Annotated in this window: 25 protein-coding genes and 1 pseudogene; 15 read left to right on the top strand and 11 right to left on the bottom strand. The window is 75.4% G+C overall.

What is annotated here, in order from left to right:
• The first annotated feature begins 154 nt into the window (after positions 1–154).
• Positions 155–808: a PadR family transcriptional regulator gene (locus tag IE326_RS32670; protein WP_150227157.1), complete on the top strand. Its 654-nt coding sequence runs from the start codon at positions 155–157 to the stop codon at positions 806–808.
• An 89-nt stretch (positions 809–897) separates the two neighbouring features.
• Here IE326_RS32670 and IE326_RS32675 read toward each other — a convergent pair whose 3' ends face one another.
• Both IE326_RS32675 and IE326_RS32680 read right to left on the bottom strand, forming a co-directional pair.
• Positions 898–1326 (bottom strand): type II toxin-antitoxin system Rv0910 family toxin, encoded by a 429-nt coding sequence (locus IE326_RS32675; protein WP_150227156.1) that lies wholly within the window; start codon positions 1324–1326, stop codon positions 898–900.
• Between the two features lie 70 nt (positions 1327–1396).
• Positions 1397–1621, bottom strand: a complete 225-nt coding sequence (locus tag IE326_RS32680) for a hypothetical protein (RefSeq protein ID WP_190044059.1) — start codon at positions 1619–1621, stop codon at positions 1397–1399.
• 264 nt (positions 1622–1885) lie between these two features.
• Here IE326_RS32680 and IE326_RS32685 point away from each other — a divergent pair, with 264 nt between their 5' ends.
• The 3 genes from IE326_RS32685 (at position 1886) to IE326_RS32695 (ending at position 4904) form a co-directional block, all read left to right on the top strand.
• Positions 1886–2500, top strand: coding sequence for a Clp protease N-terminal domain-containing protein (locus tag IE326_RS32685; RefSeq protein ID WP_190044060.1), 615 nt, complete (start codon positions 1886–1888; stop codon positions 2498–2500).
• Between the two features lie 121 nt (positions 2501–2621).
• On the top strand, positions 2622–3677 hold the full coding sequence (locus IE326_RS32690; protein ID WP_190044061.1) for an EamA family transporter: 1056 nt from the start codon (positions 2622–2624) through the stop codon (positions 3675–3677).
• A gap of 192 nt (positions 3678–3869) precedes the next feature.
• Positions 3870–4904, top strand: a complete 1035-nt coding sequence (locus tag IE326_RS32695) for a DMT family transporter (protein ID WP_229915752.1) — start codon at positions 3870–3872, stop codon at positions 4902–4904.
• Between the two features lie 50 nt (positions 4905–4954).
• Here the strand turns inward: IE326_RS32695 and IE326_RS32700 are convergent.
• Positions 4955–5603: pseudogene (locus tag IE326_RS32700) on the bottom strand (FMN-binding negative transcriptional regulator).
• Positions 5604–5616: 13 nt separating this feature from the next.
• Positions 5617–6336: a pyridoxamine 5'-phosphate oxidase family protein gene (locus tag IE326_RS32705; RefSeq protein ID WP_190044062.1), complete on the bottom strand. Its 720-nt coding sequence runs from the start codon at positions 6334–6336 to the stop codon at positions 5617–5619.
• Positions 6337–6383: 47 nt separating this feature from the next.
• On the opposite strand from IE326_RS32705, the gene IE326_RS32710 reads away from it, so the two are divergent.
• Positions 6384–7718: an aminotransferase class I/II-fold pyridoxal phosphate-dependent enzyme gene (locus tag IE326_RS32710; RefSeq protein ID WP_190044063.1), complete on the top strand. Its 1335-nt coding sequence runs from the start codon at positions 6384–6386 to the stop codon at positions 7716–7718.
• A 97-nt stretch (positions 7719–7815) separates the two neighbouring features.
• On the opposite strand, the gene IE326_RS32715 is transcribed toward IE326_RS32710, so the two are convergent.
• Positions 7816–8820, bottom strand: a complete 1005-nt coding sequence (locus tag IE326_RS32715) for a DMT family transporter (protein WP_190044064.1) — start codon at positions 8818–8820, stop codon at positions 7816–7818.
• Positions 8821–8893: 73 nt separating this feature from the next.
• Between IE326_RS32715 and IE326_RS32720 the strand changes: the two genes are divergently transcribed.
• Positions 8894–9796, top strand: a complete 903-nt coding sequence (locus IE326_RS32720; protein ID WP_150227149.1) for a LysR family transcriptional regulator — start codon at positions 8894–8896, stop codon at positions 9794–9796.
• A gap of 18 nt (positions 9797–9814) precedes the next feature.
• Here the strand turns inward: IE326_RS32720 and IE326_RS32725 are convergent, their stop codons facing one another.
• Entirely contained in the window at positions 9815–10282 is a 468-nt protein-coding gene (locus IE326_RS32725) for a pyridoxamine 5'-phosphate oxidase family protein (RefSeq protein ID WP_150227148.1), read from the bottom strand.
• Positions 10283–10371: 89 nt separating this feature from the next.
• Between IE326_RS32725 and IE326_RS32730 the strand changes: the two genes are divergently transcribed.
• Entirely contained in the window at positions 10372–11055 is a 684-nt protein-coding gene (locus tag IE326_RS32730) for a cysteine hydrolase family protein (protein WP_150227147.1), read from the top strand.
• A gap of 127 nt (positions 11056–11182) precedes the next feature.
• On the opposite strand, the gene IE326_RS32735 is transcribed toward IE326_RS32730, so the two are convergent.
• Positions 11183–11599: a Rieske (2Fe-2S) protein gene (locus IE326_RS32735; protein WP_150227146.1), complete on the bottom strand. Its 417-nt coding sequence runs from the start codon at positions 11597–11599 to the stop codon at positions 11183–11185.
• Positions 11600–11814: 215 nt separating this feature from the next.
• On the opposite strand from IE326_RS32735, the gene IE326_RS32740 reads away from it, so the two are divergent.
• Together IE326_RS32740 and lepB are read left to right on the top strand one after the other, a co-directional pair.
• Positions 11815–12957, top strand: a complete 1143-nt coding sequence (locus tag IE326_RS32740) for an AraC family transcriptional regulator (RefSeq protein WP_190044065.1) — start codon at positions 11815–11817, stop codon at positions 12955–12957.
• A 136-nt stretch (positions 12958–13093) separates the two neighbouring features.
• Complete coding sequence (gene lepB / locus IE326_RS32745) at positions 13094–13705, top strand: signal peptidase I (protein WP_190044066.1); 612 nt, start codon at positions 13094–13096, stop codon at positions 13703–13705.
• A 22-nt stretch (positions 13706–13727) separates the two neighbouring features.
• On the opposite strand, the gene IE326_RS32750 is transcribed toward lepB, so the two are convergent.
• Entirely contained in the window at positions 13728–14345 is a 618-nt protein-coding gene (locus IE326_RS32750) for a TetR/AcrR family transcriptional regulator (RefSeq protein ID WP_190044067.1), read from the bottom strand.
• 189 nt (positions 14346–14534) lie between these two features.
• Here IE326_RS32750 and IE326_RS32755 point away from each other — a divergent pair, with 189 nt between their 5' ends.
• The 6 genes from IE326_RS32755 to IE326_RS32780 all read left to right on the top strand — a co-directional run bounded on the left by IE326_RS32755 (position 14535) and on the right by IE326_RS32780 (position 18537).
• Positions 14535–15215 (top strand): DUF6230 family protein, encoded by a 681-nt coding sequence (locus tag IE326_RS32755; RefSeq protein ID WP_190044068.1) that lies wholly within the window; start codon positions 14535–14537, stop codon positions 15213–15215.
• 212 nt (positions 15216–15427) lie between these two features.
• The gene (locus tag IE326_RS32760; RefSeq protein WP_229915753.1) at positions 15428–15982 is read left to right on the top strand and encodes a DUF6114 domain-containing protein; all 555 of its coding nucleotides are present in this window, start codon (positions 15428–15430) and stop codon (positions 15980–15982) included.
• Positions 15979–16764: a DUF6230 family protein gene (locus tag IE326_RS32765; protein WP_150227141.1), complete on the top strand. Its 786-nt coding sequence runs from the start codon at positions 15979–15981 to the stop codon at positions 16762–16764. The genes IE326_RS32760 and IE326_RS32765 overlap by 4 nt, the downstream gene beginning before the upstream one ends.
• Positions 16758–17219, top strand: a complete 462-nt coding sequence (locus IE326_RS32770) for a DUF6114 domain-containing protein (RefSeq protein WP_229915754.1) — start codon at positions 16758–16760, stop codon at positions 17217–17219. The genes IE326_RS32765 and IE326_RS32770 overlap by 7 nt, the downstream gene beginning before the upstream one ends.
• Entirely contained in the window at positions 17216–17836 is a 621-nt protein-coding gene (locus tag IE326_RS32775) for a hypothetical protein (protein ID WP_229915755.1), read from the top strand. Before IE326_RS32770 ends, IE326_RS32775 begins: the two co-directional genes overlap by 4 nt.
• Complete coding sequence (locus IE326_RS32780; protein ID WP_150227140.1) at positions 17833–18537, top strand: DUF6230 family protein; 705 nt, start codon at positions 17833–17835, stop codon at positions 18535–18537. The genes IE326_RS32775 and IE326_RS32780 overlap by 4 nt, the downstream gene beginning before the upstream one ends.
• Positions 18538–18548: 11 nt before the next feature.
• Here IE326_RS32780 and IE326_RS32785 read toward each other — a convergent pair whose 3' ends face one another.
• From IE326_RS32785 to metK, 3 genes are all read right to left on the bottom strand, one after another.
• Positions 18549–18731 carry a hypothetical protein gene (locus IE326_RS32785; RefSeq protein ID WP_150227139.1) on the bottom strand — a complete coding sequence of 61 codons (183 nt, stop codon included), beginning with the start codon at positions 18729–18731 and terminating at the stop codon, positions 18549–18551.
• A 94-nt stretch (positions 18732–18825) separates the two neighbouring features.
• Complete coding sequence (locus IE326_RS32790) at positions 18826–19746, bottom strand: carbohydrate kinase family protein (protein ID WP_150232505.1); 921 nt, start codon at positions 19744–19746, stop codon at positions 18826–18828.
• A gap of 2 nt (positions 19747–19748) precedes the next feature.
• Entirely contained in the window at positions 19749–20912 is a 1164-nt protein-coding gene (gene metK / locus IE326_RS32795; protein ID WP_150227138.1) for a methionine adenosyltransferase, read from the bottom strand.
• Between the last annotated feature and the right edge of the window lie 43 nt (positions 20913–20955).

Consider the following 20955-nt stretch of genomic DNA (forward strand, 5'->3'; position numbering starts at 1 on the left):
AGGCCAATCGGGGACGTCTGGACCGGCAGGGGAGGGGCTCCGGGCGTGGCCGGGAGGGGAGTCGTCAGTCGGTGGGTTGCTCGACGAACAGTTCCGATATATCGTTGAAGCATCGCGACAGTTCGTCGATGAATCTCACGGAAGGAGCGTTGCGATGCGTACACACGGACATGGACACGGAGACGGCTGCGAAGGCGGACCGGGCCGCGGCTTCGGCGGTGGGCGCGGTTTCGGCGGGCCCGGACCGCGGGGCGAATTCGAGGGGCGGCGCGCCGCCTTCGGGCCCTTCGGCCCCGGCTTCGGCGGCGGACCCGGGCCCGGCTTCGGCGGCGGCCCCTTCGGGCGCGGCCGCGGCGGCGGCCGGGGGAGGGCGCGGCGCGGCGACGTGCGCGCCTCGATCCTGGCGCTGCTCAAGGACCGCCCGATGCACGGCTACGAGATGATCCAGGAGATCGGCGAGCGCAGCGGCGGGGCCTGGAAGCCCAGCCCCGGCTCGGTCTACCCGACCCTCCAGATGCTGGAGGACGAGGGCCTGATCGTCAGCGAGAGCGAGGGCGGCAAGAAGCTCTTCTCGCTCACCGACGCCGGGCGCGAGGAGGCCGCGACCACCCCGGACGCCCCCTGGGAGGAGGCCGGCCGCAGTGTCGATTGGGAGGCCCTCAACGAGGTCCGGCAGGCCGGCTTCGGCCTGATGGAGGCCTTCGGGCAGGTCTGGAAGACGGGCAGTGCCGAGCAGCGGCAGAAGGCCGTCGAGGTCATCAACGAGACCAGGAAGAAGCTGTACCTCATCCTCGCCGACGAGCACTGAGCCGGCGGCGCGGAGGGGACGGGGAGGCCCCCGGCGGCACCGGCCGCCGGGGGCCTCCCCTTCGTGCGTCCCGCACGTCCGGGCCCGCGTCAGGCGACCAGGCCGGAGAGCTTGCGCAGCGACTCGGTCAGTGCCGCCGTCGCCGAGTCCTTGAGCTTCCCCGCCATCAGCGACACCGCCGCACCGGTGAACTCGCCGTCGATGCGGACCTTCGTCGCCCCGCCGTCCTCGGCCAGCGAGTACCGGGTGCCGACGATCACGCCCATCGGGCCCTTGCCCCGGATGGCGAGGACCCGGCCGTCCTCCAGCTCCTCGATCGTCCACAGCACCTCGGCCGGGAAACCCATCAGCTTCATGTTCTCGGTGAACGTGGAGCCCGCCGCCAGGGTCTCGGGGCCGCCGTCCGGGAAGTTGGTGTGGGTGGCGTTCCACTCCCCGTACGAGCCGAAGTCGGTGAGGCGTTCCCACACCTTCCCGGTCGGTGCCTCGATCCGTGCCTCCGCGGTGACTTCGGCCATGACGACCACCCCTTCACGCGTGCCCGCTGGGTTCTGGTGTCGCGGAACGTAGCCGGAGGGGCGTGAACATTCAATACTGATGAACCGTCAGTTCTGCGGCGGCCGGGCCCGTTCCGTTGCCGATCCACCAGATCTCGGCCGTGTCGAAGGAGTCCGACGCCCGCGGGCCGCCGTCCTCCTCGTGGCGGTGGAACGCGGCCCAGAACAGATCGCCCGGCAGCGCCTCCCGGGGGGCGTACACCCGGTACACGAACTGCCGGCCGTCGCCCACACGCAGACCCACCATCCAGAACACGTGGGAAGGACGCTCCGCGCGGCCTGTCCGGTTGCGTCCGGGGCCGCGTACGGCCTGCGCCCGGTCCGCATCCGATCCGCGCCCGGTCCGCATCCAGGCCGCGTCCGGGGCTGAGAAGCAAGGCGGCGCGCCCGGCCGGGGGGAAGGCGGCCGGATCTCCTCCCGGAGGATGAGGACTCGCGCGCGCGTGCACGACTCCGGTGGGACGCGGACATGGTCCCCCCGTGGGATGACCCGCGCGGGCGCGGCTGATGAGGTGGGAGGGTGCACCCTCCCGTCCCGTCGCGCCCCACCCCGCCCCCGGTCCCGGCCGGGCCCGCGCCGCTCCCGGACCCCTCCGGACCCGCGCCCCTCCTCGCCGCCGTGCTCGGCGCCGCCCGCCGCCGGGCCCTGCGGGACGGCGACCGCCAGGTCGACACCGCCCACCTCCTGCACGCCCTCCTGGAGTCCGACCCGGAGACCCGCGCCGCCTTCGACGGCGAGCAGCGGGTCGCGCGGGTCCTCGGCTACCTCGTCCAGCGCTCGATCGGATACGGGCTCCGCTGGCAGCGGTCCGGCGAGGGCGGCGGGCCCGCGCGCCCGCTGCCCGCCGTACGGGCCGGGGAGGGGACGCCGCGCCGCGCCTCCCGCTGGTCCCCGGCCGCCACCGCCGCCCTGGAGGAGGCCCTGCGGCGCGCCGCCGCCCGCGGCGAGGAGCACCCCCACGGGCTCGACCTGCTGGCCGGGCTCGCCGCCGACCCCGGCAGCCGGGCGGGGGAGGTGCTGCGGCACGCCGGGATCGACCCGCCGGTGCTCGGCGCCCGCGCCACCGCGCTCGCCGCCGTCCTCGCCCCGCGCGGGGACACCGGGGTCCTCGACGGGCCGGGCGTCCAGCAGTAGGAGGGGCCGAGGGAAGGGGGGCCCCGGGTTTCCCCGGCCCGGAGGAAGGGTTTCCTCCGGCGGCGTCTCAACAGGTGCGACGGGGGTTACACGCCTGACCGGGTCCTGTCATGATGGCCCGATGCACGCGTCTCAGGGGAGAAGCGCCGGCCTGGGACTCGCCCTGGCCTCGGCCTTCGCATTCGGTGGTTCGGGAGTGGCGGCCAAGCCGCTGATCGAGGCGGGTCTCGATCCGCTCCACGTCGTCTGGCTCCGGGTCGCCGGCGCCGCGCTCGTCATGCTGCCCGTGGCCTGGCGCCACCGGGACCTGCTGCGCCGCAAGCCCGGCCTGCTCGTCGGCTTCGGCCTCCTCGCCGTCGCGGGAGTCCAGGCCTTCTACTTCGCCTCGCTCTCCCGGATCCCCGTCGGCGTCGCCCTCCTCATCGAGTACCTCGCCCCGGCGCTCGTCCTCGGCTGGGTCCGCTTCGTCCAGCGGCGGCCGGTCACCCGCGCCGCGGCGCTGGGCGTGGTGCTCGCCGTCGGCGGTCTCGCCTGCGTCGTCCAGGTCTGGTCCGGCCTGAGCTTCGACCTCCTCGGACTGCTCCTCGCGCTCGCCGCCGCCTGCTGCCAGGTCGGCTACTTCGTCCTCTCCGACCAGGGCACCGACGAGGCCGAACCGGCCGACCCGCTCGGCGTGATCGCGTACGGACTGCTGATCGGCGCCCTCGTCCTCACCGTGGTCGCCCGCCCGTGGGGCATGGACACGAGCATCCTGGCCGGCCGGGCCGACCTCGGCGGGAGCTCCGTGCCGGCCTGGCTGCTGCTCGGCTGGATCGTCCTGATCGCCACCGTCCTCGCGTACGTCACCGGCGTCGTGTCGGTGCGCAGGCTCTCGCCGCAGGTCGCGGGCGTGGTGGCCTGTCTGGAGGCGGTCATCGCGACCGTCCTCGCCTGGGTGCTGCTCGGCGAGCACCTGGACGCCCCGCAGCTGCTCGGCGGCGCGCTCGTCCTCGTCGGCGCCTTCATCGCCCAGTCGACCGCCCCCAAGGCCGCGTCCGGAGGGCCCGTCGCCGGGTCGGACGGGGCGAACGCTCCGGAGGGGGCGGACGGGACGGCCGCGTCGACCGGGCCGGACGGGGCCGTGGGGGCGGGGACCGAGGGCGGAGAGCGGTTGTCGGCCGGGCGGACCACCCCGTAGGGTGCCGCCCATGCACTCGACCGTTCTTCCGCCGCCCGTCGCCTAGCGCGCGCGGCACCTTCTCCCGAAGACGACCGGCAGCCCGGGCGGGGCGATCACGCCCCCGGGCGGCCCGTCGCCGTCCGCGCGCGGAACCGGCGACCACCTTTCACCCCGGTCCGTCCGCACGGACCGTCTTCACGGAGAAACCACGTGTCGAACCCGCAGTCCCCCGCCGTCCTGCCCGCCGCGGCCCCCGCCGTGCCCGTCGGGCGGAGCCTGCTCCACCTCGTCGTCGCGGGAATCGCCTGGGGCACGGCCGGCGCCGCCGGCTCCCTCGTCTTCCGCAACAGCGACATGGGCCCCCTCGCTCTCTCCTTCTGGCGCTGCGCCGGCGGCCTCCTGCTCCTCCTCGCGGTCCCGGCGCTCCGGCTGCTGCGGCCCGGCCGCGGGGGGCCGGCCACCGCGCCCGTCGCCACGCCCGTCCCCCGGTCCGCCGTCGAGCCGCGCCGGACCCGGCTGATCCGGATCGTCGGCACCGGGGTCGGGCTCGCGGTCTTCCAGACCGCCTACTTCGCCGCCGTCGAGTCCACCGGGCTCGCCGTCGGCACCGTCGTCACCCTCGGCGCGGGCCCCGTCCTCATCGCGATCGGCGCCCGCGTCACCATGGGCGAACGCCTCGGCCTCGGTGGCCTCGCGGCCGTCACCGGCGCCCTCGCCGGGCTCGCCGTCCTCGTCCTGGGCGGCGGGGGAGCCGAGGTCCGGCTCGCCGGCGTCGGCCACGCGGTGCTGTCCGCCGCCGGCTTCGCCGCGCTCACCCTGCTCACCCGCCGGCTCGGCCGCACCGGCGCCACCGGGGCCGGCTCGCTCGCGGGCACCGCGTGGACCTTCGGCGTCTCGGCGCTCGTCGTGCTGCCCCTCGCGGTAGCCGAGGGACTGCTGCCGCACACCGAGGACGCCGTCCGGCTGCTCCTCCTGCTGCTGTACGTGGCGGCGATCCCGACCGCGCTCGCCTACGCCCTGTACTTCGCCGGGGCCGCGGTCGTCCGGGCCGCCACCGTCTCCGTGATCATGCTCCTGGAGCCGGTCAGCGCCGCGCTGCTCGCCGTCACCCTCCTCGGCGAGGAGCTGACGGCCACGACCGTGCTCGGCACCGTGCTGCTCCTCGCCGCCGTCACCGGACTCGCCCTCGCGGAGGCCCGGACGGCGGCGGAGCGGCGCCGGGGAGAGGAACCCGCGGCGGCGTAGCGACGCGTCTTCCGGGCCGTGGCGGACTCGCGGCGCGACGGCGCCGCGGGTCAGCCGGCGGGCTCCGGCCGGCGGAGCTGGTGGACCCGGGCGGCGAGGTCGCCCGGGCCGGCCCGTTCGGCGAGCCGGTCCGCGACCCGGCGGCGCACGCCGGCCGGCTTGTTGCCCGCGTACGTGAACTTCGCCCGCACCTCCGTCACGTCCAGGACCAGCCCCCGGATGCCGGGGAGCAGCCGGCCGAACGGGGCCTCGCCGGGCGCGACCGGTGCGGTCCCGCCGTCCGGCTGGAAGTGGGCGACCTGCCGGTTCAGCAGGTCGGCCTTCTCCGCCGGGTCGTCCACCACGCGGGCGACGCAGTGCAGTTGCACAGCCGCGTAGTACGAGGTCGGGGTGCCGTGCTCGGCGGGCGCGCCCTCGGGGGCCGCCCAGGGGCCGGGCACGTACACGTGGTCGTCGACGACGCTGAGCAGCACCTGTGCGTCCGCCTCGATGGCGCGCCACAGCGGGTTGGGCCGGGCGAGGTGGGTGAGGACCCTGCCGTACGGGCCGGGCTCCGGCTCGTGACGGAAGTGCGTCGGCTGCACCAGGGGCGGGGTCGCCGGGCAGGCCGTTGACGGCGAGCTGCCCGAAGTCGTGGCGGGCGAGCCACTCCCGCCACTCGGTCTCGTCCGCGGCGGCGTCCCAGGGGTGGATGAGCACGGGGCCGGTCCTCTCAGGGCGCGGTCAGGTAGGAGGGCAGGGCGACGGACGGGTCCAGGTCCGCCGAGGCGACCGGGACGCCGGTGCGCGGGGCGACCGGGACCACGCCGGCCCAGTGCGGCAGGGCCAGGTCCTCGGTGTCGTCGTTCGGGCCGCCGGTGCGGACCTTCGCCGAGACCTCCTCCAGGTCGAGCCGGATCACGGCGGTGGCGGCGAGCTCCTTGGCGTTCGCCGGGCGCGAGTCGGCCGAACGGCCCGGGACGACCTGGTCGACGAGCGCGTCGAGGGCGGTGCGCAGCTCCTCGGGGTCGGTGACCTGGTGCGCGGTGCCGTGGACGACGACCGAGCGGTAGTTGAGGGAGTGGTGGAAGGCGGAGCGGGCGAGGACCAGGCCGTCGACGTGGGTGACCGTGAGGCAGACCGGCAGGCCGGGGGCGGTCTCCTCGCCCCCGGGGCGGGCGCCGGCCATGCGGAGCGGGCGGGAGCCGGTGGAGCCGTGCACGTACAGCCGCTCCCCGATCCGGCCGTAGAGGGTGGGGAGCACGACGGGCGCCCCGTCGCGTATGAACCCGAGGTGGCAGACGTACCCCTCGTCGAGGATCGCGTGCACGAGCGCGCGGTCGTACGAGGCGCGCTGCCGGGAGCGGGTCGGCACGGTCCGGTCGGTGGGGGCGTACCCCTCGGGGGGCTCGGCGGCGGTGGTCGTGGTGGCCGTGGTCGTGGCGGCGGTCATGGCGGGTCCCCTTGCTCCTCGTATTGCACTAGTGCATAATCTGCTTTGTGCTAGGAGAGTATCGGATCGAAGGACGTCGCGCATCGGAGATCGCCGCCAGCGTGGAGCGGGGGGTGGGCGCCGGCGCGCTGGAGCCCGGCCAAGCCCTGCCGCCCATGCGGGAGTTGGCCGCCGACCTGGGCGTGAACCCGAACACCGTCGCCGCCGCCTACCGCACCCTGCGCGAGCGCGGGGTCATCGAGACGGACGGGCGCCGCGGCAGCCGGGTGCGGCCGCGGCCCGCCACCACCGCGCGCGGCTCGCTGCGCGTCGAGGCGCCGCCCGGCGTCCGGGACGTCAGCGGCGGCAACCCCGACCCCGCGCTGCTGCCGCCGCTGGGCGAGGCCCTCGCGGAGGCGGCCCGGCGCTACGCCGAGCGGCCCGGACTCTACGGGGAGGCGCCCCTCGACCCGGACTTCGCCCGGCTCGCCCGCGCCGCCTTCGACGCCGACGGCGTCCCCGACGGGCCGGTCGGGGTGGCCTCCGGCTCCCTCGACGCCATCGAGCGGGTCCTCGCCGTCCACCTCCGGCCCGGCGACGCCGTCGCCGTCGAGGACCCCGGCTGGGGCAGCCTCCTCGACCTCGTGCCCGCGCTCGGGCTGCGCCCCGTGCCGGTCGCCGTCGACGACGACGGCCCGCTCGCCGCCGACGTCGAACGGGCGATCCGGAGCGAGGGCGCCCGCGCGGTGATCGTCACCGACCGCGCCCAGAACCCCACCGGCGCCTGCGTCGGCCCCGCCCGCGCGGCACAGCTGCGCCGCGTCCTCGCCGCCCACCCCGGGGTGCTGCTCGTCGAGGACGACCACGGGCACGGCATCGTCTCCCGGCGCCTGAGGCCGCTCGCCGGGGTCACCGACCGCTGGGCGCTCGTCCGCTCGGTCGCCAAGGCGTACGGCCCCGACCTGCGGATCGCCGCCTTCACCGGCGACCCGGAGACCGTCGACCGCGTCCTCGGCCGGCAGCGCCTCGGCCCCGGCTGGGTGAGCCGGCTCCTCCAGCAGGCCGTCGTCCACCTGTGGACCACGGGCGCGGTCGACCCGGAGCAGGTCTCCGACGCGTACGGGGAACGGCGCGACGCCCTCGTCCGGGCCCTGGCCCGGCGGGGCGTCGAGGCGCACGGCCGCAGCGGCATGAACGTCTGGGTCCCGGTCGCCGACGAGACCGGGGCCGTCGCCCGGCTGCTCGCCGCGGGCTGGGCCGTCGCCCCCGGCGCCCGCTTCCGCATCGCCGCGCCCCCCGCGGTCCGCATCACCGTCTCCCCCCTGGCGGCCCACGACATCGCCCCCCTGGCCGACGCCGTGGCCGCGGCGGCGGGCCCGGCCCCCGCCCGGAGCTACGGCTGACGCGGACGCCTCCGGCCGGAGGCGGAGTTCGCCGGGGAAGCCACCGCGGGGCCCGGCGGGGTGCCGTGCGGCCCGAGTGAGGCCGCGCGCGCCGGTGTCACGCGCGGCTCGGGGTTTTCCGGGGGGTCTTGGCGAGGGGCTCGGCCGCGCGGGCGGGTGCGGGGGTGCGGGAGGAGGCGCGGGTCTGGGTGAGGGCGGCGCCGAGGAGGACCACGGCGGCGCCGACGGGGGTGTTCCAGGCGAGGTGTTCGCCGAGGAAGGCGACGCCGGCGGCCGTCGCGATGACCGGGATGAAGTACGTGACCATCGAGGCCGTCGTCGGGCCGACCTCCGCGACCACGCCGTACTGGAGGAGCATCGCGTAGCCCGTGCCGAGGGCGCCGAGGGCGATCACCGAGAGCAGCGGCAGGAGCTCGACCGACTGCGGGAGCGTGGTGAAGAGCGGGGTGACGAAGGCCAGTTGCAGGGTGGCCAGGCCGACCTGGCCGGTCGCCAGGGAGAGGTGCGAGGCGCCGGTGCTGCTCAGGGTGCGGCGGACGTGGATCCAGCCGACGGCGTAGCTGAAGGAGGCCAGCAGGGCCAGCGCGGTGCCCGTGACGTCGAGGCCGGAGAAGCCCTGCCAGGCGCCGAGGACCGTCAGGACGCCGACGAAGCCGATGCCGAGGCCCGCCGCCCGGACCCGGGTGGGCCGGTCCTCGGAGAGCGCCACCAGCGAGAGGACCATGCCCCACAGGGGCGTCGTCGCGTTGCAGATCCCCGCCAGCGTCGACGGGATCGTCAGCTCCGCGTACGCGAAGAGCGAGAACGGCAGAGCGTTCAGGAGGAACGCCGCCACCGCCAGGTGGCCCCACGTGCGCGCCCCGCGCGGCAGCCGGTCCCGCTTCATCAGCAGCGCCGCGACCAGCACCGCCGTACCGAACAGCAGCCGGCCGAAGGTCACCTGGAAGGGGGCGAAGCCCTCCGTGCCGACCTTGATGAAGAGGAAGCTGAAGCCCCAGATCAGGGCGAGCACGCCGAAGCGGACCCGCCAGTCCAGGAGGCGGGAGCGGAAGGACGGGCGGAGGGGCGAGGGGGAGGGGGCGGAGGCGGCTGCGAGGCTCATGCACTCAGGGTGATCGCCCCGACCTCGTAGGACAAGCGAGATTTCTTCGACCCCTTCCCTTAGCATTGCTTACATGTTGAACCTGGAGCGCCTGCGCACCCTCGACGCCGTCGCCCGGCACGGCTCCGTCAGCGGCGCCGCGGACGGCCTGCACGTGACGACCTCCGCCGTCTCCCAGCAGCTGTCCAAGCTGGAGCGGGAGGTGGGCCAGCAGCTCCTCGCCAAGAACGGGCGCGGGGTGCGGCTCACCGACGCCGGCCTGCTGCTCGCCGAGCACGCCGCCCGGATCCTCTCCCACGTCCAGCTCGCCCAGGCCGACATCGAGGCCCAGCGCGGCCAGGTCGTCGGAGAGGTCCGGCTCGTCGGCTTCCCGACCGCCGCCCGCGGCCTCTTCCCCGCCGCGCTCGCCGCCCTGCGCGCCCGCCACCCCGACCTGAGGGTCCGCACCGCCGAGTTCGAGCCCGAGCAGGGGGTGCGGGCGGTGCTGCGCGGTGACGCCGACCTCGCCATCGTCCTGGACTGGAGCAACCGGAGGTCGCCGGTCCCCGGCGAGCTGGAGCGGGCCCACCTGCTCGACGACTCCGCCGACGTCGCCCTCCCGGCCGGCCATCCGCTCGCCGGGAGGGAGTCGGTGGACCTGGCGGAGTTCGCCGACGAGGAGTGGGTGTCCTGGCCGGAGGGCGAGTTCTGCCACGACTGGCTGATGTTCACCCTGCGCGCCCAGGGCATCGAGCCGCGCATCGCCCACTTCGCGGGGGAGCACCACACCCAGCTCGCCCTCGTCGCCGCCGGACTCGGCGTGTGCGTGACGCCCCGCCTCGGCCGGCCGCACCCCGAAGGCGTCGTCTGCGTGCCGGTGCGGCAGCGGGTGCGCCGGCACATCCACGCCACCTGGCGTACCGACGCGGGCCGCCGGCCCTCCCTGCGCGCGGTCGTCGAGGCGCTGCGGGAGGCGGGCCGGCCGCACGTGGACTGACCGGGGCCGGGAGGGGGCCTACACCCCGCCGAGTTTGCGGAAGTCCCAGGAGGCGACGGCGTCCGGGGTCAGCCGGAGCCAGGCGTGCCGGCCGTCGTGCGGCATGGCGTCCAGGCCGAAGTTCTTCGCGGCGAAGAGGCGTTCCACCGCGTCGAGCTCCGGGCAGGGCTCGCCCGTACGCGGTGCTTCGCCCACGGGCACGGCCCGTCCCGACAGCTCGGCCCCGCGCAGCTCGCCGTACTCCTCGCCGTCGTCCACCAGGACGGAGATCCGCGGATCGGCCGACAGCTCGGCCCAGCGGCGGCTCCGGGTCAGCGAGTAGAGCCAGAGCGAGGTGCCGTCCCACGCGTACCAGAGCGCGCTCACGTGGGGGCGGCCGTCCGCGGAGACGGTCGCCACCCGACAGGTGCGCTGTTCGGCGAGGAAGGAGTCGAGCTCCTCCGGGGTCATCATGATCCGGCGTCCACGGCGCTGTGCGACGGTCATCGTCCGCACCCTTCTAGATTTCTGATGAGACGTCAGAAATCATGGGTGCGCGACCACGCCGGTGCAAGGGGTACGTGCGAGGGGGAGAGATGGGCCGACGGGAAGAACTCGACGAGCGACTGCGTCCGGACGGGACGGTCCTGCTCACCGTCGAGTGCCAGCAGGGCGTCGTCGGCAAGGACAGCGCCCTGCCCGAACTCGCCGCCGTCGCCCGGCGGTCGGGGGCCCTCGCCAACGTGGCGCGCCTCGTCGACGCCGCGCACGGCGCCGGCGTCCAGGTGATCCACGCCGTCGCCGAACGGCGCCCCGACGGGCGCGGCTCCAACGACAACGCGCGCCTCTTCCGGGCCGCCGCACGGCTTCCTGTGCAACAGCACAGCGGCTCCACGGCGGTACGGATCGCCGAGCCGATCCAGGTCGCGGACGAGGACCTGGTGGTGCGGCGGCTGCACGGCCTGTCCCCGCTGGCCGGTACGGGCGTGGACGCGCTGCTGCGCAACCTCGGCTGCCGGACCCTCGTCGTCACCGGCGTCTCCGCCAATGTGGCCGTGCCCAACGCCGTCTTCGACGCGGTGAACCTCGGTTACACGGTCGTCGTCCCCCGGGACGCCATCGCGGGCGTTCCGGCCGACTACACCCCGGCGATGATCCGCCACACCCTCGCCCTCGTCGCCACCGTCGCCACCACCGACGACCTGCTCGCCGCCTGGAAGGCGCCGCGCTTCCCGGCGGGCCGGGGACAGGACCCTTCCGCGCGGCGGGTGGCCAGGTGATCGCCCGGTCACCCGCCGGGCGGGCGTCCGGTCACTCGCTGGGCGGGCGTCCGGTCACCCGCCGTGCGGACGTCCGGTCGCCCGCCGGGTGACCGCCCGGCCACCCGCCGCGCGGGCGCCCGGCCGGTCAGCCGAAGGAGATCTCCTCGCCCTTCACCTCGATCGGCTCCGGCGGCAGGGGTGACGTCGCCGGACCCGAGGTGACGCTGCCGTCCGAGATGTCGAACCTGCTCTGGTGGCAGGGGCAGACGATGACGCCGTCCTTCACCTCGCTCACCGCGCACCCCACGTGGGTGCACTTCGAGGAGAACGCCTTGTACTCCCCGGCCTTCGGCTGGGTGATGACGACCCCCCGGCCGGCGATGACCTTGCCGCCGCCCACCGGGATCTCCCCGGTCTTCGCGAGCGGGGCCTCGGCGGCGCCGTCCGCCGCGCCCGTGCCGCCGTCCTCCTCCGCGCCCGTGCCGCCGCAGGCGGCCAGCGCCGCCGACGCGAGCCCCGCCCCGCCGGCCGCCACCACGGTCCGTCGTGCCATTCCGCTCATGTCTGCCCTCTCCCGTCCGTCCCGTTCCGGCGCCGCCGCACCGCCGGCGCGCTCCTGGGGCGACGGTAGACGCAGATGCTGTGACGTACGCCCGGTTCGCCGCAGACTCCCCCCGACCGGTTTACAGTCCGCACTAGAGTGTCTGAACCTGGACACTCGCGAGGTGAAGTGTCCATCGGCGGGGGGCCGGAGGGGCCGGGACGGAGGCGACGGGCATGCGGACGGCGTCGGGATCGGTCAACGCCCATCACGTGCGGGCCGTGCTGCTGGGGGCCCGGCGGCGCGGGGTGGCCGCCGGGCCGCTGCTCGCCCGCGCCGGTCTGCCGCCCGAGCTGCTCGACGGGCCGGGCGGAGGCGGGCCGGAGCGGGTGCCGTCCGAGCGGTTCGGGCGGCTCGTCCGGATGCTCTGGGCGATCCTCGACGACGAGCTGATCGGCTTTGGCGGCGCGCCCACCCGGATCGGCACCTTCGCGATGATGGGGCACGTCGTCGTCCACGGCAGCCGTGACCTGCGCGAGGCCCTGGGGCGCGCCCGGACCTTCTACTCCCTCTTCCCCGGCGGCCCGGAGTTCCGGCTGGTCGAACCCGCCGCGCCCCCGGAGGGGAGCGAGGGCGGCGGGGGACTCGACGAGGCGCGGCTGGAGTTCGACGTCTCCCGGTACGACGACCCCCTCCACTTCGGCGCCGAGGCCACCGTCCTCGTCGCCCACCGCTTCGCCGGCTGGCTGGTCCGCCGCCGGATCGGGCTGCGCCGCGTCGAGTTCACCCACCCCGAGCCCCCGCACGCCGCCGAGTACGCCCTCCTGTTCGGCGCGCCCTGCGTCTTCGGGGCCGCCCGCACCGCCGCCGTCTTCGACCGCGCCGACCTCGACGAACCCGTGCTGCGGGACGCGGACGCCCTCCGGGACTTCCTCCGCCGCGCCCCCGACGGCGTGCTGGTCTGTTCGGAGTGGGGGAGCACGGCCACCGGCCGGGTGCGCCACCTCATCGGCCGGGCGCTGCCGGCCGGCCCCGTCCCCACCCCGGAGGAGCTCGCCGAACGGCTCTCGGTCAGTCCGCAGACCCTCCGTCGCCAGCTGGCCGCCGAGGGCACCACGTACCAGCGGCTGCGCGATCAGGTGAGGCGAGATCACGCCATCGCGGAACTCACCGCGGGCCGGGTCTCCATCGAGCGGCTCTCCCGGCGCCTCGGCTTCTCCGAACCCAGCGCCTTCCACCGGGCGTTCCGCCGCTGGACCGGCGAGACCCCCCGCGCCTACCAGGTCCGCGACCGGGGCCCGGGCCCCGTATCCGTACCCGTGCCGGAAGGCGGGCCCGTGCCGGAGGGCGAGCCCGCGTCCTCGCGCCCGGCTTGGTAGACGATTGGTCAACAAGGGTGAGCGGTACGGTCACAGTCGCCGTCCGCCCTCCGGCCTACCGTCCCGCCATGACCGAATTCCACCGGTCCGGGGCCGTACCGGACCCCGGCCGACCCGGCGGCCGAAGGGGCCGTCCATGAGGGCGGGCCGCGCCCTCGGCGCCGTCCTCGGGGCCGGTGTCCTGCTCTGCCTGCTCGCGGGAGTGGCGGTGACCGCCCTCGGCGTCCGGGTCGACGGGACCAGCATGGACCCGACCCTGCGCCCGGGCGACCGGATCCTCGTCTCGCCGGGCTCGGAGGGGCGGGTGCACCGCTTCGACGTGGTCCTGCTGCGCGGCGGCCGGCAGGACTCCCTCATGGTGAAGCGGGTGATAGGACTGCCCGGCGACCGGGTGGCGATCGTCTCCACCGGCGAGGAGCCCTTCCAGGTGCTGCTCCAGGAGGGCGGCACGGGACCGGTCCGCCGGGTGGCCGCGTCCCAGTGGACCGACCGCGCCCACCGTGCGGGCGCGTGCTGCTCCACGGAGGGCACCCGGTCCGCGCGGGCCGCGCTGCGGACCGTCCCCGAGGGCTCCTTCTTCTACCTGGGCGACAACCCCGACCTGTCCGACGACTCCCGGCAGTACGGCTGGGGGGCGATCGAGCGGGTCGAGGGGCGGGTCGGGCTGCGCGCCTACCCCGTCTCCACGGCGCCCGGCCTCGGCAACCGGCCCGTCCTGGAGGAGTACGCGGGACCCCTGCCGCCCTAGAGGGGGGACGGGCCGGCGTTCCTCAGGCGCGGGCGCCGGGCGTCGGCAGGCGTTCCGTGCCGGTGCCGAGGGCCACCCGCACCACCGTGTCCGCGATCCGGCGGGCCGACTCCCCGGGCGGGGCGGCGGCCTGGACGACGTGGCTCGCCGTCAGGCGGACCGCCGTGTCCACCGCCAGGTCGCGCGCGACCGGGTCGACCGAGGGCCAGGTCTCCGCCGCGTACGCCCCGACCGCCGCCGTCGCCAGGTCGAAGGCGGCGGCCGACCGGGCCGTCAGGTGGGGGAGGGGGCCGTCCTGGCCCGCGCCGGTGAGCATCGCCCTGATCAGCGGATTGCGGCCGGCCAGCGTCAGGGTGAAGGAGACGGCCGCCTCCACGGCCGCGCGGAGGTCGTCCGGACGCGCGTCCAGTGCCTGCTGGACGCCGACCAGGCAGCGCTCCAGTTCGCGCCGGAACAGGGCCTCGCCAAGCGCCTCCTTGGAGGGGAACTCGGTGTACAGGGTCTGCCGGCTGACGCCCACCGCGTCGGCCACGTGCGCCATCCGCAGCCGCTCGAAGCCGCGTTCCGCCACGCCCTCGTAGGCGGCGTCCAGCAGGCGTTCGCGCAGCAGTGTCCGGACCGTCTCCCTGAAGCGTGCCATCGCGCCAGCCTAGGGCAGCGTCAGAAATCCGAAGCCTGTCCGCACTATTGACACAACTTCTCATAGTGTCCAATTCTCGAACGGGCAGCCACAGAGTGTCCGTCGTCCCCGGCCTCCGGCCCCGGACGCACGGCTGTCCCTCATCCCCACCCCGCGCCACCCGCGCGGACCTACGGTTGGAGAACCCTCATGCGGAACGAGCCCAGAGGCGTCACCCGCTGGCGCAGATCGGCCTTCCTCGCCGTCCCGGCCTGCACGGCGGTCGCGGCCATGGCCACCGCGATGGTCCAGGGCGCCCTCGCGGCGAACCTCTCCCTGACCAGCGTGCCGTTCACCCTCAGCTCCAAGACGGTGGCGGCCCCGCAGGGCATCGGCGCGGTCCTGCACACCATCGACGCCGGCGGCCCCAAGGGCGCGGCCCAGGTCGGCATCGCCAAGGCCGGCCTCGACGGGATCTGCGTCCACGCCACGCAGTCGGTCAACCTCCCGGTGATCGGCAGCCTCGGCACCTGGTCGCTCAACATCTCCTCGCCGGCCGCCCAGACCCCGCTCACCAGCGACCAGCTGGTGGCCGGCGCCGGGCTCCAGGCCAACAAGCTCATCCTCGACGCGCAGGCGCTCAAGGCGGCCACGGCCACCCTGAACGCCAGCGACGCCACCCCGAACGTCATCGGCGCCGCGGCCGACGGCGACGGCATCAAGGCCACCGGCATCAAGGACGGCGCCGCCGGCCAGTTCGGCCTCGACGCCACCGGTGGCCGCACCGACATCAGCAACCTGAACGCCGACGCCAACGGCGCCACGATCGCCGGAGCCATCACGCTGCCGGACCTCGCGATCGCCATCAAGCACGGCAACACGGGCTGCTGACCTCCCCTCCGCACCGCACGAGCAGGACCGCACCGCCGCACCGCCGCACCGCCGTACGACCGCACCGCCGCACGAGCACGACCGCACGACACGAGCACGGCCGCACCACCGCACGACCCGGACCGGGACGGCGCGCCACCGCGGGGCGCGCCGCCCCGGGACCGGCCGCCCACACCCCCTCCCCACCTTCCGAGCGCCCCTGCGAGGCCCCCGTGACGACCCCCGACCCGCCCGCCCCCGCCCCCGAGGCGACTGCCCCCGAGGCGACCGTCCCCGACCCCGGGGCGACCGGTGAGCCCGACGCCGACGCGCCGACGCTCTCCGGCCCCGCCCGAGCCCGCCGCGCCTTCCGCGTCTGGCGCCGCACCCGGCCGTTCTGGGCCGCGCTGTGGATCGCCCTCGGCGGCTTCGTGATCTTCTTCCTGCCGATGGCCCCGCTGGGCAAGATCCTCCAGGTCGGCGTCGGCGGCATCGCCGGCATGGCGGGCGGCGTCGTCATCATGGCGATGGCCCTGCTCGTCCTCTTCCTGCCCGGCCAGCGCCACACCGCCGGGACCATCGCCGTCATCGCCGGCGTGGCCTCCTTCCCCCTCTCGAACCTCGGCGGCCTCTTCGTCGGCATGGCCCTGTCGGTCCTGGGCGGCGCCATGGCCTTCGGCTGGCTGCCCGAGAAGCCCGCCCGGCGCCGCGGCCTCCTCCGCCGCGGCCGCGCCACCACCGACGGGACCCCCGGGTCCCCCGTGTCCGTTGGGAGCGGATCCGCATGAGCCCCCTCCTCACAGGCCCCCGCACGGCGCCCGGCCCGCTCGCCCGGCTCGGCACGCGGGGCGTCCGCGCCACCGCCGACTGGAACGCCCGGATGCTCGCCGAGGCCGCCGACGGCACCCGCCGCGGCACCCGCTGGGGACGCGGCGCCCTCGCCCTCGTCCCCTCCTGCCTCGCGGTCGGCGCGCTCGGCGCCGCGCTCGCGCAGGGCGCCCTCGCCGCCAACTTCAGCGTCACGGGACAGCCGTTCACCCTCACCTCCAACGGCGTCTCCGGCACCGGCTTCGGAGCCATCGTCAACACCCCCGCCGTGGGCCGCCCGGACGGCACCACGACCACCAACACCGCCATGGCGCGGGTCGGGTTCGCCAGCGCGGGCCTCGCCGGACTGTGCGGGATCGTCCACCAGTCGATCGCGGGCGTGCCGTACTCGCTGCTCCTCACCGGAGGCCAGAAGGTGGCCGCGACCCCGCCCGCGGCCTTCACCACCGACATCGACGCCTCGAACCTCTACATCCAGGCCACCGAACTCCAGGCGTACGGTCCCACCACCCTCCAGAACGCCGTCCTCGGCCAGTCCGCCGACCAGGTCACCGTCGCCGGCAAACCGCTCACCGGCGCGCTGCCCGGCGGCTTCGGCCTCGGCTCGGCCGGCGGCGAGGGCGGCAGCTCCATCCGGCTGCACGGCCTCAACGCCACCGCGTACGACGCCGAGATGGCGGGTGCGCTCGTGCTGCCCGACCTGAAGCTGAGGGTCGTCGCGGGAACGGCCACCACGTGCTGAGCCGGGCGCGCGGCGCGTACGTCTGGTTCCGGGCCTTCCGCAGGACCCGCCCCTTCTGGGGCGGGGTGTGGCTGGTGGCCGGCGGCTGGACCGTGCTCAAGTTCTCGCTCAGCTCGGTGCAGCTCATCGTCAGCACCGGCTTCGGCGGCGTCGCCGGCTACCTGGTCGGCGGCGGGATGATCCTGTGCGGCCTCATCCCGCTCGCCGCCCCCCGCCAGCGCTACACCTTCGGGCTCATCGGCTGCGTCCTCGCGGTGGTCTCGCTCGTCGTCTCCAACCTCGGCGGCTTCCTCCTCGGCATGGTCCTGGGGGTCCTCGGCGGCTCGATGACGGTCGGCTGGGGCGCCAGGCGGCCCCGTGCCGCAGGAGGGGACGGCGGGGACGGGGCCGCGCCCGGGAGCGCCACCGGGGCCGCCGCCGGAGCCGGAGCCGTACCCGAGGCGGTGGAGGCGTGAGCGGGGTGCGGGGGCGGCGCAAGGCCGTCGCGGTCGTGGCGGCGCTGCTGCTCGCCGTCGCCACCGCGCTCGTCTCCGGGCAGCCGAGCAGCGCCGCCGGACGGCCGCCCGCGGCCGTGACCCCGCTCGGCGTCCCGTTCCTGCCGAGCCCGTACCCGCTGGAGGTGAGCATCGACAGCCTGGTCGCGGTCTCCCTGACCGTCGAGAAGGACGTCACCATCCGGCTCTCCGACGGGACCCCGAAGAACGTCACCAAGTACACCTTCACCAAGCTGAAGATCCGCTCCCACATGAACGTCACCCAGCGGGCCGACGGCCACACCGTCGTCATCGACGTGCCGGACGAGGGCTCGCTCGGCGGCTACGACAGCGCCGGCAAGCCCGAGACGACGGTGATGTGGGGGAACATCAGCAACGTCTGCGTACGCGTGGTGTTCCAGATCTGCCAGGTCCAGGGACTCCTCGAGTTCTTCGGCTCGTTCATCCCGCTCACCGCGGGCGCGGAGGACTTCCGGGGCACCATCTACGCCATCCGGACCACCGACGACCACGCCGCCCTGAACTCCACCGACAACCCCGTCCACCTCCCCGGAACGATCACGGTGACCACGCCATGAGCAGCCCCGCACCGCTCCGGCCCGAGGGCCGCACCCACTGGCGGCGCACCCTGGCCGTCGCCGTCCCCGCGCTCCTCGCCGCCGGCGGGCTCGGCTCGGCGATGGCCACCGGGGCGCTCGCCGTCGGCCTGCGCGTCCAGGACCGGCCCGTCGACTTCACCACCAGCAGCCTGTACGGGACGCAGTACGGCGCCGCCGTCGTCGACCAGGAGGTCGTACGGCCCGACGGCACGGCCGGCAGCGTGCGGGTGCTGCGGATGGGCTTCGCGGACGGGGTCCTCAACGGCCTCTGCCTCAGCCAGCGCCAGCAGATCGCGGGAGCCACGTACACCCTGCTGCTCACCCTCGGCGACGACGACCCCGGCTCCTGGGAGATCCGCACGCAGAACACCGTCCTCGACCTCCGGAACGCCACCGGCGAACTCGACATGGACGGCATCGTCGACCTCAACGTCAACGGCGCCGACGTCCGCACCGTCAAGGACGCGGCCGGCGCCTACGTGCCCAACCCGCTGGGCGCGCCGCAGCACCGCTTCGGCATCCAGGCCCGCTACGCCAAGTTCGACCGGATCACCGGCACCGCGCAGGACTTCCAGATCCCGGGACTGCTCACCACGCCCCGGCTCAAGCTCTCCGTGCGGCCCGGCTCCGTCGCCTGCCCCGCGCCCGCCGCCCCCACCGGGACGCCGGGCACGCCGTGAGCCGGGCGGGGTCAGCCGAAGAGGCCGAGGAACCAGCGGAGGAGGTCGCCCACGGCGCCGAACGCCCACTGGACGGCGACGGCCAGCAGGACGCAGAAGCCGAGGAAGAGGACCGTCCCCCAGCCGCAGCCGTGACCGCCCGGGTCCGGCACGTCGCCGCCCCGGCCGCCGGCCTCGAAGTCGAACAGGTCCATGGGCCCTCCCCCGAACGCGCAGCGGAGCCCCCCGGCTCCGTCCTCCTGTGATCCCAGGACTCACCGGGGGGCCCGCCGGTTCCCGTGCCGTGCCTCAGGCGTGCGGCACGGCGCGGAGCGTCTCCGGCCCGGCGTCGTACGACTGGGGCCCGACGGCCGCCAGGGCGAGCGAGGCCACGGCCGACCCGGCCCGCGCGCACCCCGCCGGGCCCAGGCCCGCCGCCAGGGAGGCCAGATAGCCCGCGCGGAACGCGTCGCCGACACCGGTCGGGTCCACGACCGCCGCCGCAGGGGCGGCGGCCACCTCCACCGGGGGCTCCCCGGCCCGGTCGACGCGGCTGCCCTTCTCGCCGAGCGTGGTCACCCAGGTGCCGACCCGCTCCAGGACCTCGGACCGCGACCAGCCGGTCTTCTCCAGGAGCAGGGCGTGCTCGTACTCGTTGGTGAACAAGTGGTCCGCTCCCTCGACGAGTTCGCGGATCACGGTGCCCCCGAGCCGGGCCAGCTGCTGGGAGGGATCGGCCATGAAGCGGATCCCGGCGCCCCGGCAGGCGCGGGTGTGCCGGAGCATCGCCGAGGGGTCGTCCGCGCCGACGAGCACGAGGTCCGCGTCGCCGGCGACCTCGGCGAGGTCGATGGTGGCGGCCTCGGTCATCGCGCCGGGATAGAACGACGCCAGCTGGTTGCCGTCCGGGTCCGTGGTGCACAGGAACCGCGCGGTGTGCCGGGTGCGGGAGACGAGGACGCCCCCGGTGTCCACGCCCAGGGCGGCCAGCCGGGCCCCGTACGCGGCGAAGTCGGCCCCCACCGCCCCCACGAGCAGCGGGCGGTGGCCCAGCCGGGCCAGTCCGTAGGCGATGTTGGCGGCCACCCCGCCCTCGTGGACCTCCAGGGTGTCCACCAGGAACGACAGGGACACCCGGTCCAGCCGGTCGGCCAGCAGCTGGTCGGTGATCCGGGCCGGGAAGGTCATGAGGTGGTCGGTGGCGATCGACCCGGTGACGGCGATCCTCATCGTCACGCCCCGGCCGCGGACCGCAGGGCGTCCGCCCGGTCCGTGCGTTCCCAGGTGAAGTCGGGCAGTTCCCGGCCGAAGTGGCCGTACGCCGCGGTCTGCGCGTAGATCGGCCGCAGCAGGTCCAGGTCGCGGATGATCGCGGCCGGCCGCAGGTCGAAGACCTCCTCGACGGCGGCCTGGACGCGCTCCGTCGGAACGGTCCCGGTGCCGAAGGTCTCCACGAAGAGGCCGACCGGCTCGGCCCGGCCGATCGCGTACGCCACCTGCACCTCGCAGCGGGACGCGAGGCCCGCCGCGACGACGTTCTTCGCCACCCAGCGCATCGCGTACGCCGCCGAACGGTCCACCTTGGAGGGGTCCTTGCCGGAGAACGCCCCGCCGCCGTGCCGGGCCGTGCCGCCGTACGTGTCGATGATGATCTTCCGGCCGGTCAGGCCCGCGTCGCCCATCGGGCCGCCGACCTCGAACCGTCCCGTCGGGTTGACCAGCAGCCGGTAGTCCCCGGTGTCGAGCTTGACGTCCGCCTCCAGGAGCTCCCGGAGCTCCGGCTCCACGACGAGCTCGCGGACCGCGGGGGCCAGCAGCCCGTCGAGGTCGACGTCGGAGGCGTGCTGGGCGGAGACCACGACCGTGTCCAGGCGGACCGCGCGGTCGCCGTCGTACTCGACGGTCACCTGGGTCTTGCCGTCCGGGCGCAGGTACGGCATCGCGCCGGTCCTGCGGACGGCGGTCAGGCGCTGCGAGAGGCGGTGGGCGAGCCGGATCGGCAGCGGCATGAACTCCGGCGTCTCGTCGGTGGCGTAGCCGAACATCAGGCCCTGGTCGCCGGCACCGCCGGTGTCCACGCCCCTCGCGATGTCCGGGGACTGCGCGCCGATCGACACCGACACGCCGCAGGAGGCGCCGTCGAAGCCCTTCAGCGAGGAGTCGTAGCCGATCTCCAGGACCTTCTCGCGCACCAGCTGCGGGATCGGCACGTACGCCGAGGTGGCGACCTCGCCGGCCACGTGCACCAGGCCGGTCGTGATCAGGGTCTCCACGGCGACCCGGGAGGACGGGTCCTCGCGCAGCAGCGCGTCGAGGATCGTGTCGCTGATCTGGTCGGCGATCTTGTCGGGGTGGCCCTCGGTGACGGACTCCGAGGTGAACAGGCGGCGGGACATGGTCCGGTCGTCTCCTTGCCGGGGGAGGGAGGCAGCGGTCGGG

This window comes from Streptomyces filamentosus (assembly GCF_014654895.1).
In the GTDB taxonomy this organism is placed as follows: domain Bacteria; phylum Actinomycetota; class Actinomycetes; order Streptomycetales; family Streptomycetaceae; genus Streptomyces; species Streptomyces filamentosus.